The sequence below is a fragment of the Methanohalophilus halophilus genome (assembly GCF_001889405.1).
GTDB lineage: Archaea > Halobacteriota > Methanosarcinia > Methanosarcinales > Methanosarcinaceae > Methanohalophilus > Methanohalophilus halophilus.
In genome coordinates this window covers 1,081,959-1,096,906 of sequence record NZ_CP017921.1, presented here as the reverse complement: position 1 = coordinate 1,096,906, position 14,948 = coordinate 1,081,959, and the positions used below count along the sequence as shown (strand labels likewise).

General features: G+C 45.0%; 13 protein-coding genes. 3 read left to right on the top strand and 10 right to left on the bottom strand.

The window, feature by feature from the left end:
- Nucleotides 1-94 precede the first annotated feature (94 nt).
- The 5 genes from BHR79_RS05565 to argC are packed head-to-tail and all read right to left on the bottom strand — an operon-like array spanning nt 95 to nt 5,608.
- A complete protein-coding gene (locus BHR79_RS05565; RefSeq protein WP_072561437.1) occupies nt 95-1,417 on the bottom strand; it encodes an ADP-dependent glucokinase/phosphofructokinase in 1,323 nt (440 codons plus the stop codon).
- A complete protein-coding gene (gene pfkC, locus BHR79_RS05560) occupies nt 1,418-2,893 on the bottom strand; it encodes an ADP-specific phosphofructokinase (protein ID WP_072561436.1) in 1,476 nt (491 codons plus the stop codon).
- A gap of 21 nt (nt 2,894-2,914) precedes the next feature.
- The gene (gene argJ, locus BHR79_RS05555) at nt 2,915-4,093 is read right to left on the bottom strand and encodes a bifunctional ornithine acetyltransferase/N-acetylglutamate synthase (RefSeq protein ID WP_072561435.1); all 1,179 of its coding nucleotides are present in this window, start codon (nt 4,091-4,093) and stop codon (nt 2,915-2,917) included.
- A gap of 11 nt (nt 4,094-4,104) precedes the next feature.
- Nucleotides 4,105-4,569, bottom strand: coding sequence for a CBS domain-containing protein (locus tag BHR79_RS05550; RefSeq protein ID WP_072561434.1), 465 nt, complete (start codon nt 4,567-4,569; stop codon nt 4,105-4,107).
- A 19-nt stretch (nt 4,570-4,588) separates the two neighbouring features.
- Nucleotides 4,589-5,608 (bottom strand): N-acetyl-gamma-glutamyl-phosphate reductase, encoded by a 1,020-nt coding sequence (gene argC / locus BHR79_RS05545; protein ID WP_072561433.1) that lies wholly within the window; start codon nt 5,606-5,608, stop codon nt 4,589-4,591.
- 62 nt (nt 5,609-5,670) lie between these two features.
- Here argC and BHR79_RS05540 point away from each other — a divergent pair, with 62 nt between their 5' ends.
- Nucleotides 5,671-6,099, top strand: coding sequence for a nucleoside 2-deoxyribosyltransferase (locus BHR79_RS05540; protein WP_072561432.1), 429 nt, complete (start codon nt 5,671-5,673; stop codon nt 6,097-6,099).
- A 5-nt stretch (nt 6,100-6,104) separates the two neighbouring features.
- Here the strand turns inward: BHR79_RS05540 and BHR79_RS05535 are convergent, their stop codons facing one another.
- From BHR79_RS05535 to acs, 4 genes are all read right to left on the bottom strand, one after another.
- A complete protein-coding gene (locus BHR79_RS05535) occupies nt 6,105-6,698 on the bottom strand; it encodes a TIGR00296 family protein (protein WP_072561431.1) in 594 nt (197 codons plus the stop codon).
- Between the two features lie 14 nt (nt 6,699-6,712).
- Nucleotides 6,713-7,957, bottom strand: a complete 1,245-nt coding sequence (locus BHR79_RS05530; RefSeq protein WP_072561430.1) for a phosphoglycerate kinase — start codon at nt 7,955-7,957, stop codon at nt 6,713-6,715.
- Between the two features lie 71 nt (nt 7,958-8,028).
- Nucleotides 8,029-9,096: a phosphotransacetylase family protein gene (locus tag BHR79_RS05525; protein ID WP_072561429.1), complete on the bottom strand. Its 1,068-nt coding sequence runs from the start codon at nt 9,094-9,096 to the stop codon at nt 8,029-8,031.
- Between the two features lie 17 nt (nt 9,097-9,113).
- The gene (gene acs / locus BHR79_RS05520; protein ID WP_072561428.1) at nt 9,114-11,207 is read right to left on the bottom strand and encodes an acetate--CoA ligase alpha subunit; all 2,094 of its coding nucleotides are present in this window, start codon (nt 11,205-11,207) and stop codon (nt 9,114-9,116) included.
- A gap of 117 nt (nt 11,208-11,324) precedes the next feature.
- Between acs and BHR79_RS05515 the strand changes: the two genes are divergently transcribed.
- Together BHR79_RS05515 and BHR79_RS05510 are read left to right on the top strand one after the other, a co-directional pair.
- Nucleotides 11,325-11,891, top strand: a complete 567-nt coding sequence (locus tag BHR79_RS05515) for a flavodoxin family protein (protein ID WP_072561427.1) — start codon at nt 11,325-11,327, stop codon at nt 11,889-11,891.
- Between the two features lie 49 nt (nt 11,892-11,940).
- Nucleotides 11,941-13,683: a chloride channel protein gene (locus BHR79_RS05510; RefSeq protein ID WP_072561426.1), complete on the top strand. Its 1,743-nt coding sequence runs from the start codon at nt 11,941-11,943 to the stop codon at nt 13,681-13,683.
- Here the strand turns inward: BHR79_RS05510 and BHR79_RS05505 are convergent.
- On the bottom strand, nt 13,664-14,944 hold the full coding sequence (locus BHR79_RS05505) for a tRNA (N(6)-L-threonylcarbamoyladenosine(37)-C(2))-methylthiotransferase (protein WP_234970478.1): 1,281 nt from the start codon (nt 14,942-14,944) through the stop codon (nt 13,664-13,666). The two genes, BHR79_RS05510 and BHR79_RS05505, sit on opposite strands and share 20 nt — an antisense overlap.
- Nucleotides 14,945-14,948: the final 4 nt, after the last annotated feature.

Genomic DNA, 14,948 nt, shown 5'->3' with positions numbered 1-14,948 from the left:
AACTTATGGCAAGTGTACTTGAGACTATATTAAGATTAACTCGAATCCGATAAAATTAATTAAAATAGTAACACGGAATGGATAAATTATAAATTTAGGATTTATTGCGTAATTCAAGCAAGCGCAGGAAAGAAGACGCAGTAAATGTATCTCCCAATCCAACCGTCACTACCGGCTCATTGACCACAAGTGTGGGAATCGCACAAAAATAATACTCATTGAAACTGCCATATATCCCAAAACCGTACTGCTTGGCTCCAGTAATAGATTCTATTCTCTTGACCTGCAGCCTACCATATTCGCTGCGCCTGAATTGGCTGCACCTTTCCTCCAGTTCAGACCTGTCCGGCAATGAGCCTGAAGAAGCAAAGTATGCCGCACACTTCAAACCAAAATCAATAGCATCTATTTTCTGTTCATCCATGTGATCTGAAGCAGAGAGGCAAAAAACAAAATCCCTGGTATGGACAACAAGGGCTCTGGCCAAACAACTTTTAATGCAATCGTGGGCCGCTTGAAACATCGCAGAAATATCCATTTCATGTATGCCTTCAATCCCAAAACCCATCTTTTGCGCCAGGGTTGCAAGTTCATCTTCATTCAAACCCATAGAATCAACCCTCCCTGCAAGTTTAAGGAAAACATGTTTGGCGATATCCGTTGTTGCAAAATGACCCAACTCAGCATGGGTGAAAAAACCAGCCATCGAATTCCATTCATCAATCTGTGCAAGGACAGGGGATAACTTTTCCTCGAAGGAAGAACCATCCGGATAGAAGGGTTGGAGCATATGAAAACCGGATACAACTGCACCATCCATTTCCCCAATATGTGCGGTTGCATATTGCTTGAAGAAGGAAGAAATCGTCATTTGGGGGTTGAATTCATCAAATGTCGCAATGAACCTGTTTTCCCGGGATACAGTTATCCTGCGACCGTATAAATCGAAACTATCCCCCTGACGGAAATCAAAAACAAAATGTACCGGCTCCTCCTCGCCACTTTGGCTTTCGAATTTTGGAGGGAGCACCATTCCCTTTTTTGAAAAAAGAGCCTCCTGTGTCCCGGAAAGGTAAACAACATTTGGTACAATCACATCCACATTGAGTCCAGAGAGGACATTGGCCATTATACCCATATTTCCCCCAATCCTGATCTCTGCCCTTTCAAAAAAACGTTTCTTGAGAAAATCAAGGACATCCCGGGAATAAATGAACCATTCTGCACCCCTGCCATACTCCATACAATATATAAGACCGGCAAGGAAATCTTCGAGGGAATTGATGATATGCGGCTGATGTTCAATCTTCATCAGCAGTTCATTTTTATCCACCTCACCAAGGATGGATTCCACCTCCCTGCCGGTTATCCTGTAAACTGCATCGATATTAGCGTTGTAACCGCAAAGGATATTCATTCAATTCTCCCGCGGACTGCACATACCTGCCAGCACAGCCGCAAAGGCACTTGCTGAAATCGTATCTCCTATGCCTACTGTATCAACAGGATGATCCACCACCCTGGCCGGAATGATCAATACATCATGATTACGGGTGCAGATACAACCTTTTTCAAAATCTTCCAGATTACATTTTCCCTGCCTTACAAGATAGGCACCCAGTTTGTCAATTTGATCCATCCCCTGTGTGGATATAGGCACATCAAGACCTGCTTTTATGTCCTCAAAACCTTTTATCCCGCCCTGGAGAGCCCTGGAAGCGGCTGTAGTGGATGCAAAAAGCAGGGAATCAAGATGTTGTTCAACATCAATAGGACAATCTTTGGAAACAACACAGATATAAAAGCCCAATGAGTGTACATGTATCCTCTGCAACTTGAGCTCATGAAGCAGCCGGACAGCTCCTTCATAGAGGGCTACTATAGCATCTTCTTCCTTTTTGATTACCGAATATGCAAGTTCTTCATAACCTAAAACATTCAGTGCATTGGCAACTTCCACAGTATCAAGACCCAGTGAGTGGACATGATTGTGCACAATATCATTCAGAATTGCCGAGCGAATGAATTTATTCTGTATGGAAGTGAATTCCACATGTATGCAAATATCAGGATTGGCTTTTTTTAACTGGCCTATTGCCCCTACCGCACGTTCTACATAATCCCTGTAAGTCTTGCCATCTTCATATGCTTCTTTTATCATCTGATAACCTGAGAGAATAGCCCCATCGACGGTTTTGCCCATCTCGGGGAGATGCTCATAGACCTCATCGGACATATCGATACGAATCCAGGGGGGACGTGATGAAATGATCAGGCGATTATTGCGAGGAACTATTATCCTGTCCTCGGCATATTTTACAGAGAGTCCTTTATTGAATTCGATAATCCAGTTGACCTTGGCTTTATAATCGGAATTACTGGCCTCTGCAGGAGGAAGCAATTCCATCCTGCCCTCCCTGACAAAAGGATGTAAAAGATTCGGAGAGGATACAAAGTAATCCGCCTGCTCAGGGGAAAGCCAGGGGATATAAGCAATTACTTTATTCAGGTCCATGTTGGCAAGCAGGTTGGATATTATCCCGGCCTGTCCCCCCATCCTGGCTTCATCAAAAACAAGATTATCGGTCAACCATTCATGGATATCAGTTGAATAGGTGGGAATTTCCGCAGCTTTACCATCCTTCATCGCAATAAGGAGTCGTGCAAGGAAATCTACAGGAGAATCTATCTGTCGGGGATAGGAAAATATTCGCTGCTGAACAGTTTCCACATCCACCTTCCTCAGCAGGTTTTCCACATCACCAGGACCAATATGCTTGATGGCGTCCACATTACTGTTATAGGCAACAAATATTCCGTTTACACAGGAAATATTTCGTGCAACCGACTCATAAGCTTCAATGTATCTTTTATCCCACTCAGATATGTCCATTAAAATTCCCCTGAAACAATATCACGTAGTATATTCCGCATTAATACGTACATAATCATATGTAAGATCACAACCCCAGGCAACCGCAAAAGCTCCACCAAGTGAAAGATCCACTGAAATTATGACTGTATCACTTTCCATTATGGATTTTAGTTTTCTGTTGGCAGAAGTATCCGCAACCTGACCGTGATCCACCAGAGTAACTGCATTTTTCCCATCCGAAAATTCCAGGGAAATTTTATCCTGGTCAAGAGAGGCACCTGAATATCCAGCTGCGGCAATAACCCTGCCCCAGTTGGGATCATGCCCGTATATCGCAGATTTTACAAGAGGGGACCGTACAATGGTTTTGGCAACCTTGCGTGCATCGGCCAGGTCAGAGGCACCGTTTACCTGTACTTCGATAAGTTTGGTAGCACCCTCCCCGTCGCGGGCGATTTTCTTTGCAAGTTCCACAAGGACATAATCAAGTCCTCTCTGGAAATTTGCTACATCAGGAGCTATTGAAGAAGCACCTGTTGCGGTTAGCAAAGCCATGTCATTGGTACTGGTATCACCATCGACTACCATCATGTTGAAACTGGAATCGTTGGCTTTTACAAGACATGCTTTCAGTGTATCGGCTGAAAGAATAGCATCAGTATAGATAAAAGCAAGCATTGTTCCCATATTGGGTTCGATCATACCGGAACCTTTTGCAATGCCTCCGATACGTACACCACACTCCAGTTCTACAGAAACTTCCTTTTCCATCAGGTCAGTGGTCATAATGGCTTTCGTAGCATTGCGGCATTCCTGAGGATCTGCAGAAAGTGCCCCGTAAACCTCATCCAGATGATCTTTTACCCAACCTACATCAAGAAAGCGACCAATCACACCTGTGGATGCAACTGCGATGTGGGATTCGTGAACTCCCAGTTTGCTGGCAGCAGCCTTTGCCATCTCACGGGCATCGGCCATTCCCTTTTCACCGGTAAAGGCATTGGCATTCCCGCTGTTTACAATTGTGCCTGCAACATATTTATGGTTTTCAAGATTGTCCCTGGTAAGCACTACTGGAGCCGCTACAACCTTATTGCGCGTAAAAACGCCTGCTGAAGGACCTGCACCTTCAATCAGCGCAAGGCCCATGTAATCATCCTTCAAACCGGCAGCATGGACCCCACGTACCGCACATATACCACCATCAATTGATCTCATAACCGTAAACCTCACAGACTGCCTATACCCCTTATAATATCTCCCCTGGTAATTATGCCTGCAATTTTATTATTTTCAACCACAGGCAGGCGGTTTATCTTGTGTCTGGACATCAGGTGGGAAGCATCCTCTATTGAATCTTCAGGAGAGATAGTGAATACCCCGGTGCGCATTATTTTGCTAACCGGCATTGAACCTACATCCGAAAGCATTTTTTTGGTATCTTCCCAGCTGATATATTCCCGGATAGGAATTTCTATTACCTCAAAGGGACTGGGGAGCCAGAAATCACCATGTTCGGGAGTTTCCAGCAGAGCCAGCAAATCAACCTCTGAGAGTATACCTACAATCTTGCCGTTGTCCACTACAGGCATACCACTTATGTCATTATCCTTCAACGACCTGGCAGCATCACTCACTTTGTCTTCGGGACTGCAATAAATCACATCACTGTTCATAATTTCCTTTACAAGCATAAATCCACCTCCAAATAAATCAGGGCGCAAGGCCCGCGTTCCATAGACCATCGGTTTCCCTGAAACCACACATGAGATTCATATTCTGTATAGCCTGTCCTGAAGCTCCTTTTACGAGATTGTCAATTGCCGAGATTACGACAAGCCTGTTACTGTTTGCGTCAATCTCAAAACCAATATCACAGAAATTGGAACCGCGTACATTACCCAGCGCAGGTATATCATCGACCAATCTTACAAAGGGACAGTCGGAGTAAAAAGAATCGTATAGTTGCCGGATATCTTCTTTTGAGCACTCTTCCTTAAGAAAGATATGAGCTGTAGTCAGTATCCCGCGTATAGCAGGGATTACATGGGGAGTGAAATTAACACTATCAATGTTTCCAAGGGCATTCAATTCCTGCCATATCTCCGCCTGGTGGCGATGGGTTGTGAGCTTGTAGGGCTGGATATTTTCCGCCATATTGGGGTAATGGGATGCCTGGCTTGGATTCACACCTGCGCCTGTTATGCCGGATTTGGAATCAAAAACCGTAATGTCTGCAAGCCCTGCTTTCACAACAGGAGCAGCCGCAAGGGTGGCTCCTGTGGGATAACAACCCGGATTGGCAACAAAGGTTTTCCCTTTTACCTCGGGATGCAGTTCCACCAACCCAAATACTGCCTTGCGGGGATCACGGTGTTTAATACCATAGACCTTTTCAAATTGGTCCACATCCAGACGATAATCCGCACTCAAATCCACAACAATAAGGCCACTGTCAATAAGTTGAGGTACAATGTCCATCGCACTGCCATGAGGCACCGCCAGAAATACCACGTCACACCTCTGCCTTACAGCAACCGGATCAAGTTCTTCAAATTCAAGACTTGTCATGCCGGCCAGATGGGCATGTTTTTTGGATACGTTTTGTCCGGCAAGTTTTCTTGAAGTCGCCATTTCAAGATTTACATGAGGATGATTGAGAAGAAGGCGCATCAATTCTCCCCCGGTATAGCCGGAGGCACCGATTATGCCTGCATTAACCTTATCTTTCATGCCTTAGTGTTATGTTTTACCACTAATTAAAGTTATTACCATACAGGCAGGCAAGGGACACAATGAATTGCAAAAAAATATACCTGGCAGGCCCTCTTTTTTCCGAGGCTGAGAAGAATTTCAATGAACAACTCACAAAGAGAATCGAAATTGCAGGATATGACGTATTCCTGCCACAGAGGGATTCAACAGATACGAAAAGTATGCGCAAAGAACAGAATGCTGCAGAATTGTTCCGGAAAAATTCAGAAGCCATAGACAGAGCCGATCTTGTAATTGCTATACTGGATGGAGGCAGTGATGTGGATTCCGGTACAGCCTGGGAAATCGGCTATGCTTATGCTAAAAACATCCCGGTAATGGGGCTGAGGACTGATTTCCGCACACTTGGAATCGAAGGTACGGTCAACCTGATGATAGAAAAAACCCTAATTAAACTTATGTATTCAACCGATAAACTGCTTACAGAACTTGAAAATATGAAAAGATAAGCAGTTTAGAACTGCTTTTCCACGACTTGCCCCCGGGGAGATTCTTCGGAAAAGACCTGTCCTTCAAACCAGTACACTTCGGCGCCTGTGAGCCATGCATCCGGTGCAAGTCCGGCTTTTATGCAGGTGTGATTCAAAAAATCCACAGCATTAAATCCCTGCTCAGGGGCCACCTGTGGCAGGAGTAAACCCTGATAGAAACCATGTTTGATTATAAGCCCATGCCTGCCTATCTCTATTAGACCGGGCAAATCTTCAGGAGCCGCATCAATCATTTCCGGCGGGGTCAGGACGGTAACTTCAACCGCTATTACAGACATCTCCTGTAGATTTACAGGAGGAAAACGCGGATCCCTTGTTGATGCTGAGATGGCAGAATCAACAATTGCATCCTTCAGGGATGAATCCGGATAGGGATGACCAATGCAGCCTCTCAAATCTCCTTCCATGGAAAGGGTTACGAAAACTCCGCGCTCTTCTTCAAAGACCGGAGTGAGGGACTCAGAATCCGGCTCCAGCTTAGTACCGCTCTCGAGGAATTCAGTAATTGTATTCCGGGCAAGATTTACTGCCATTTTGCCTTCATCCAGGCCAAGCATAATATTACCTCCAATCAATCGTGTTTTGAAATTAGGACAGCAGCTTTTTTAAGGGCTTCGATTGCTGGCAGGGGAGTACCTGCAAGATAGTCGATGCATGAGCCGCCCCCTGTACTTATATGGGAAAAACTGTGATCGAAACCCATATTCCTCACCTCGGCAGAAATATGGCCGCCTCCTGCAATGGAGTAATCGGCTTCTGTGGCAGCTTTTACTATTTCATAGGTCCCCAGTTCAAATCCATCAAATTCGGAAACCCCGGCAGGCCCATTGAGAATCACAGTGCCTGCCTGACTGATTTCCCGGGAATAAGCAACAATCGTTTCAATTCCTATGTCATTGATTGGAAGTATTGAACCCCCAACTTCTTCGACCGATACTTCAATCCTGCTGCCGTTATCATTCAATGCTACATCAACAGGTAAACCCACCTTTCCGTCAAAATCATCAAGAATTTTTTTTGCCCTGTCGATCTGTTCAAGGTAGCCCTGGGATTCAATGAAATCCTTATTTGCTTTCCCGATATCAAAACCTGATGCAGCCAGCATTACATTTGCAACAACACCTGTCACAAGTACGCGGTCAGCACCACCATTTGAAAGTACATTTTCAGCAACCGTAAGGGAATCGTCAACTTTGGCACCACCCAGTACGAAAATACAGGGTCTGCCCCCTCCCTTTATTCCCCTGTCCAGAGAAGTAATCTCTTTTTCCATTAAACGGCCTGCACCACACGGAAGGAGATGTGTAAAACCCATTAAAGAAAGATGAGAACGATGGGATACCGCAAAAGCATCATTCAAAAAGATGTCCGCAAACGGGGCCAGATTTTTCACCATATGCGTGTTTGCATGCTCTTTGGCAGATCTTGAAATGGTTTCCTCGGAATAGAAACGTACATTTTCAAGCAAGAGCACATCCCCTTTTTCCATTGCTGCAATCCTTGAACGGGCATGGGAGCCGAAAATATCATCTACATATTCCACTTCCCTGCCCAGATAGTGACTTAACCTTTCTGCATGTGGCTGCATAGTTGTGAAATCACTTTTTCCCGCCCTGCTTTGATGGGCAAGCAATACTACCCGTGAATCTTCAAGATCCTGTATTGTGGGAATGTGGCTGCTTATCCTCAGGTCATCCAGAATACTGCCCTCGGGGTCCATCGGGGTATTGATATCGACTCGCACCAGCACTGTTTTGTCGTCCACATCAAAATCATCAATAGTGAAATAATCCTTGTCCTGCACGGTATCCATCACCAGTCAACCTTTCCATTAACATAGGCTACTTCAGCCAAGCCCCTATATACATATCCATATTATATATGTTCTCATAAACCTGCTGAATCCAGTATAGAGTCAACATCCACATTCTCTTTAATCAGTCTGGAGATTGTTTCAATTTTGGCCTTCTGCTGTATCCGGGCATGCCCGATTAAGTTTTCCATTCTTTCTATCGTGGAAAGGGTGTCGCCCCTTACAAGTACAACAACCACGCCTGCTTCATCAGCACTTCCAAGTACAGCTTCGCTGGGCCGGAGATTGCCCGTCAGGATCAGTGCCCTTGCCCCGGCCTCTATAGCCGCCATCTGTATATCCGCGCGGTCCCCACCTGTCACTACTACACTGTTTGGTGTGCGCCGGAAATACTTGATCGCTGAATTAACCTCCATAGCACCCACAAGATAATGTTCAACAAGTTTGTCCATTTCCTGTCCACCCGTCAGGACATCTCCTCTTAAATCTTCCACAATTTCTTCTATAGAAACCGATCCAAGGGTGTGATCCCGGGGAATTACACCAAATACCTTTATCCCCTTCTTTTCAAGGAAGGGTACGACCATATCCCTTACCATTCCAAGTTTGTCTTCTTCCACTTCGTTGAGAATGACACCTGAAAGCATATTCCTGTCATCTATCAATTCAATATCACAGAGAATCCGGTCCACTGCACTAACCGAATCAAAACGGGTAATCAGCAGGATCTTACTGTCCAGTATGGAAGCTACCTGGGGATCTGACAAATTGTACATGGCACCACTGCCGATACCTCCTTCCCCCTCTATAATCACCATATCTTTATCTCTGGAAACTTCCGAATAAGCCTGTTTCAGGGTTTCATCCAGATGTTTTTCCACTCCCAGCAAAGCATCATTGGTAAGATTCTCGGTAAGCATAATCGGAGTGATGCAACTGCGTGGGGTTTCAAGAGCCAGCAGATCTCGCATTTGTTCTGCATCTTCATCTGAGAGAACACCATCAACATCCACCAGCAGGTTGCCCACCGGTTTCATGTAGCCCACACTATTCCCACGTTCTTTAAGTATCAAGCCAAGGCCACTGCATATCGAACTTTTACCAGAATAATTTTCAGAAGAACTTACAAGTATTGAAGCCATACAAACCCTCCCTGTTATCAATTTGATTCTTTCAATGTAAGACGCATATCCATAGCAAAACAACCTTCACCTTCCGGAAGGACCATCAGCGGATTTATCTCAAACTCAAGAACCTGCGGGAAATCTTCCACAAGTCTGGAAACACGCATGAGGACATCCGCCACAGCATCCACATCATATGCTTTTTCTCCCCTCACACCCGTAAGTAAAGGATAGGAACGGATGGAAGAAATCATTGAATGAGTATCCTTTTCATTGAGTGGGGCGAGCCTGAAAGACACATCTTTAAGGATTTCTACATATGTCCCACCCAGACCAAACATAAGAAGGGGGCCGAACTGGACATCCCTGTTCATACCTATTATCACTTCCCGGCCATTTTCAATCATTCTCTGCAATTGCACACCTGTAATTCGTGCAGAAGGCATGTAGCGGCGTACATCCGACATCATTGTATGATATGCACGCCTGACATCATCTTTATTCATCAGTGAAAGCCGGATACCTCCAACATCGGTCTTATGTGAAATGTCAGGAGACAGGACTTTCATAACTACAGGATAGCCAATCCTTTCACATTCCTCCACCGCTTCTTCCACCGTGGAAGCCTTCCCGATATCCACAACTGGAATACCATAGGCTTTCAAAAGATCAAATGATTCAAGCCCCAGAATTTTTTTATCCTTTGATGCTGCTTCATCGAGCAGTGCTGATGCTGTTTCCCTGTCTGAATGAACCGGTTTGGGTAAAGGGTAAGTCATATTTCGCCTTTTTCCGTAATCACACAGGGCACCCATACTGGCTACTGCTCTTTCGGGAAAGGTGTAATTGGGCACTCCTCCTGCTACAAGGATGGAATTGCCTTCCATGACCCTTGTCCCCCCTACAAAACTGCAAAGTACCGGTTTTTCAGAGTTTTCCATCTTTTGAATTACGATCCTTGCGATGCTTCCCACATCAGTCATAGCCTGGGGAGAAGTCAACAGGATAACACCATCCACATTTAGATCATTTAACACAATTTCAAGGGCATCCCCGTAGAGTTTTGCACTTGCATCCCCTAGTACATCCACAGGATTGTAAAAACTGGCAGCATCCGGCAGGAACTCACGTAACCCTTCAATTGTTTCAGTAGAGAGTGAAGCCAGCTCCAGACCTTCATAATAACATGCGTCTGCCGTAAGAATACCCAGGCCACCTGCGTTTGTGAGTATGGCAATTCGCCTGCCTGCAGGGATTGGCTGGGTTGAAAATGCCCTTATGTAATCCAGCATGTCTTCCAAAGTATCTGCACGCACCACACCGGCTTTATCAAAAGCGGCATTATAGGCCTGGTCTGAGCCGGCAAGAGTACCGGTATGGGATGATACTGCCCGGGAGCCGGCAGCTGTACGGCCTGATTTGACCAAAATCACGGGTTTTTCTCTGGAAACATCCCTGGCAATTTCAATGAATTGTGACCCATTTTTGATACCTTCCAGATAGGCCGCAATAACCGAAGTAGACGGATCATCCCGGAATTCGGCCAGAAATTGGTTTTCCCCCAGATCAGCCTTATTCCCAAGGCTTACGAATTTGGAAAAACCTATCCCGTTGGCTTCTGCCCAATCAAGGGTGGAAGTACATATGGCACCGGATTGTGACATCATTGCAATATTGCCCTCATATGCCATCGATGCGGCAAAAGAAGCATTCAGACCTGCAACCGGATCCATGATTCCCAGACAGTTGGGACCAACCATATGCATATCGTATTTTTTGCATATTTCCAGAGCACTGCGCTCAATTTTTGCTCCCTCAACACCTGCCTCCTTGAAACCCGCAGAGATTACAACCACGTATTTCACCCCTGACCTGCCGCATTCTTCCAGCGTAGGAGGCACCACTTTTGCAGGCACGACTACAACAGCAAGGTCCACGTCATCGGCCACATCAAGGACGGAAGTATAGCATTTAAGGCCCTCAATCATTTCCTCGCCGGGATTGACAGGGTAGATATTACCTCTGAAATCCTTTACCAGGTTGGAAAGGACAGCATTTCCCACTTTACCCTTTTTCCTTGATGCCCCGATCACAGCCACTGAATTAGGATTAAAAAGACTGGATAACATGATTATTCCCGGATCCCTCTTTATAATAAGGAGAAGGGCCTATGATTAATAAATTTATACCAAAGTCACCCAAAAGCTAATATTAACATAAACCTATACGGGCAGACAGGTGATCTTATGAAAATTCTGGGCATATCAGGCAGTCCTAAAAGAAATGGGAACAGTGAACAGATGATAAACAGGGTCCTCGCAATGGCTGAAAAAAGAGGATTTACCACTGATAAGGTATTCCTCTCAGAGATGGAAGTCAAACCCTGTATTGCATGCGGCAATTGCAGGGAAAGCGATGAATGCCCCATCGAAGATGATATGGAAAAAATTTATCCAAAACTGGATGAGGCCGATGCAATTATTGTAGCCTCCCCGGTCTATTTCGGAAGTCCCACTGCCCAGCTGAAAGCCCTTTTTGACAGAAGCGTCCTTCTCAGGAGAGATAACTTCAAGCTCAGCAATAAGATTGGTGCAGGTATTGCTATTGGTGGCTCCAGAAATGGAGGACAGGAAAAGACAATTCAGGTAATCCAGGACTGGATGCATATTCATGGAATGGTTGTTGTGGGAGATGGCGGACATTTCGGCGGCATTGTCAAGAAGCCATTCAGCGAAGATGAGACCGGTACCAAGACGCTGGACGATACTATTGAAAAGGTGTGTGACTTACTCGAAATGATGAAGAAAACATAAATGAGGACTCTTTTCCTCATTACATTTTTATTTATGAAGGCGACCTTTTTTGAATAACTTCAAAAGCGAGTTACAGGATCGGTATTACACCGAAGGGTTCATTTCTAATTTCCTTGCCATAATAATAGGAATTATGACAGGCCTGGCTTTTGTGGCCTATGATCAGGTTACCTTTTACTTTACAAACTTTTTTTTTAGTTCCCCGGATAACAGCCTCCCTACATATATTATCTTCCTTCCCGCTGCCGGAGGATTATGTGTTGGCCTGATATCCCATAAATTTATGAAAAAAAGTCGTTGTGGAGTGGCAGAGGTTGTGGAGGCAACAGCTCTTCAAGGCGGGAAGATACAGAGTAAATTTGCTTTTTATGAAGTATTTCTTTCAATGATCTCAATCTGTACAGGAGGATCAGTAGGCAAAGAAGCTCCCGGCATACTCGCGGGAACCGGAGTAGGAGCCACTGTAGCCAACCGGCTGAAAAGTCCGGACCACCGTTTCAGGATATTAATTGCCTGTGGGGCATCTGGAGGAATTGCAGCAGCATTTCATGCCCCTCTTGCCGGTGTGGTTTTTGTAGTGGAGGTAATTCTCGGAGAATTGCAGGCCAGGACACTTATACCGGTAGTTCTTTCTTCAGTGTTCTCTACCCTTGTAACTGACATCATTTTTGGCATCCAGCCCATACAGGTTTCCTATTACGGGATGGAAAATCCGTTTTACGAGCCAACATTCTACATAATTATGGGTGTACTTGCAGGAATTGTATCTTCGATATTCATAAAGTATACGTATCTCACCCAGGATTCCTTTGAAAAAATCCCGATCAAACCCTACCTTAAACCGGGTCTTGGTGGACTTGTAGTCGGATGTATTGGTTATTTCTATCCCCAGATATTCGGAATCGGTTACGATGTTATCAAGCAATCCCTCAACAACGAACTTGCCATGCAAATGTTGTTGATATTGCTCGTTCTGAAAATAGTGGCATTTGCTTTCACTGTTGGTTCAGGGGGTTCAGGAGGAGCAATCGTTCCATCCCTTTTTGTGGGTTCCATGTTGGGAGGGAGTTTTGGGAATCTGGTGAATTATATTTTTCCTTTATCTACAGCACCTGCAGGAGCATATGCCCTTGTCGGGATGGGGGCAGTTTTTGCGGGAGTGGTACGTGCACCTCTTACTGCCATGCTTATCCTTTTTGAACTTACCCGTGATTACAGCCTTATCCTGCCCCTGATGTTGGCCTGTGTGATCAGCAATGTAATATCAACTCACCTTCATGAAGAGTCGATATATACAGAATTGCTCAGGAGAAGAGGACACATAATCAGAGCCGGCACCGAGATCAATTTGATGGAATCGCTGACTGTCAGGGATAATATGGTAGGAGATGTGTTAGTCCTTAACGTAAAAGATACAACTGCCGATCTTCTTAATCTAATGCAGAAAAGCAAACATGCAGGTTTCCCTGTACTTGACAATCAGGGAAAACTTGCAGGAATTGTTACCCTCCATGATATGCGCGATAAGGTAGAGCAAGGAGAACTGGAAAAACCGGTCACTCAAATAATGACTAAAGGTGTTGCTACTGCTTATCCTGATGAATCCCTTGACATCGTACTCAAAAGACTGGCAGCACATGATGTGGGCAGATTACCTGTTGTTTCCAGAAATGATGGAATAACCCTGATCGGAATAATAACCCGCAGTGATATCGTGAAATCCTATGACCGAGAAATTGTCAACAGAATGCAAAAAGGTGAAGATGATAATCTTAAACCGGGTGGCCGATAAAGTAACCGGGGGTTGCTTCCTCTATCTTCACCCTGCAACGCTGACCGGGACTAAATTTACCTGCTTTAGGGATCACAACAGGTTTATAAGAATCAGTACGGGACATCAATCCTTTTACCTTTGCCTGTTGTGAGATGAATACGTCAACTTCCCTTCCTACCATATCTTCCTTTTTTCCGAGCTTGATTTGATTACAGAGCCGATGGAGTTTGCCCGAACGCTCCACAACGATACGTGTATCAATGTTTCTGAATTGCAGTGCTTCAGTGTGCGGTCTGGGTGTGTAACGTGAAATATTTACCTTATCAGGGCGATAGGTTCGAATCCAGTCCAGCGTAAGTTCGAAATCCTCTTCATTCTCCCCGGGAAAACCCACAATAATATCTGTGAAAAGGGTGCTTTCGGGAAATGTATCCCTGAACTTTTCGACTATAATATTTGCCTGTTCCATTGTATGTTTGCGTTTCATCCTCCCAAGAACTTTGTCCGAAGCTGACTGGATGGGAAGGTGTAAAACTTTGTAGATCTTTTCACTGGAATAAGCCTGTAACAACTCATCCAGAATTTCAAGTGTAGAAGCAGGATTCATCATACCCACACGTAGCCTGAAATCCCCGGGAATTGCAGTAATCCTTTTTAAAAGGGCAGGCAAACGAATTCCTTTATCCAAACCATACTGTGCATTATCCTGGGATGTCAGCCATATCTCACTGCACCCTTCATAAACAGCCTGCTCGATGTCTGTAACAATCGAATCGGCGTCAAAGGAGTAAAGTGGACCCCTGGCAAGTGTGACAATACAATAGGAACAACGGTTATTGCAACCCTGTGATATCTGACAGATATGGATATTCGGGCTGGACCTCTTGCGGGGAACATTGAGTAAACCTCCAGGGGAATCTTCAAAGACACTTATGGGCCTCAATGTGAATCCCTTCAGCCTTTCATGAACCCGGTTGAGTATTACACCAAGCTTAAGAAGGGAATTCATGCCCAGGACGTGAACCTCTGGATTATTTTCTAATATTTCGTCCAGTTGAACCTGAGGCATGCAACCTGTAACAATTACTTCCCTGCCCTGAAGGCCCCATTCCTTAATCTTGTGCAATATCTTCTGCTCTGTAGTATCCTTGACTGTACAGGTGTTGCATATGATCACGTCAGCTTCTCTTTCAGATACAAGCCTGTGGCCCAGGTCCACCGCTTTAGCCTCAAGGATCTCAGAAGAGGACTGGTTGGCAGTACAGCCAAAGGTTGCAATATGT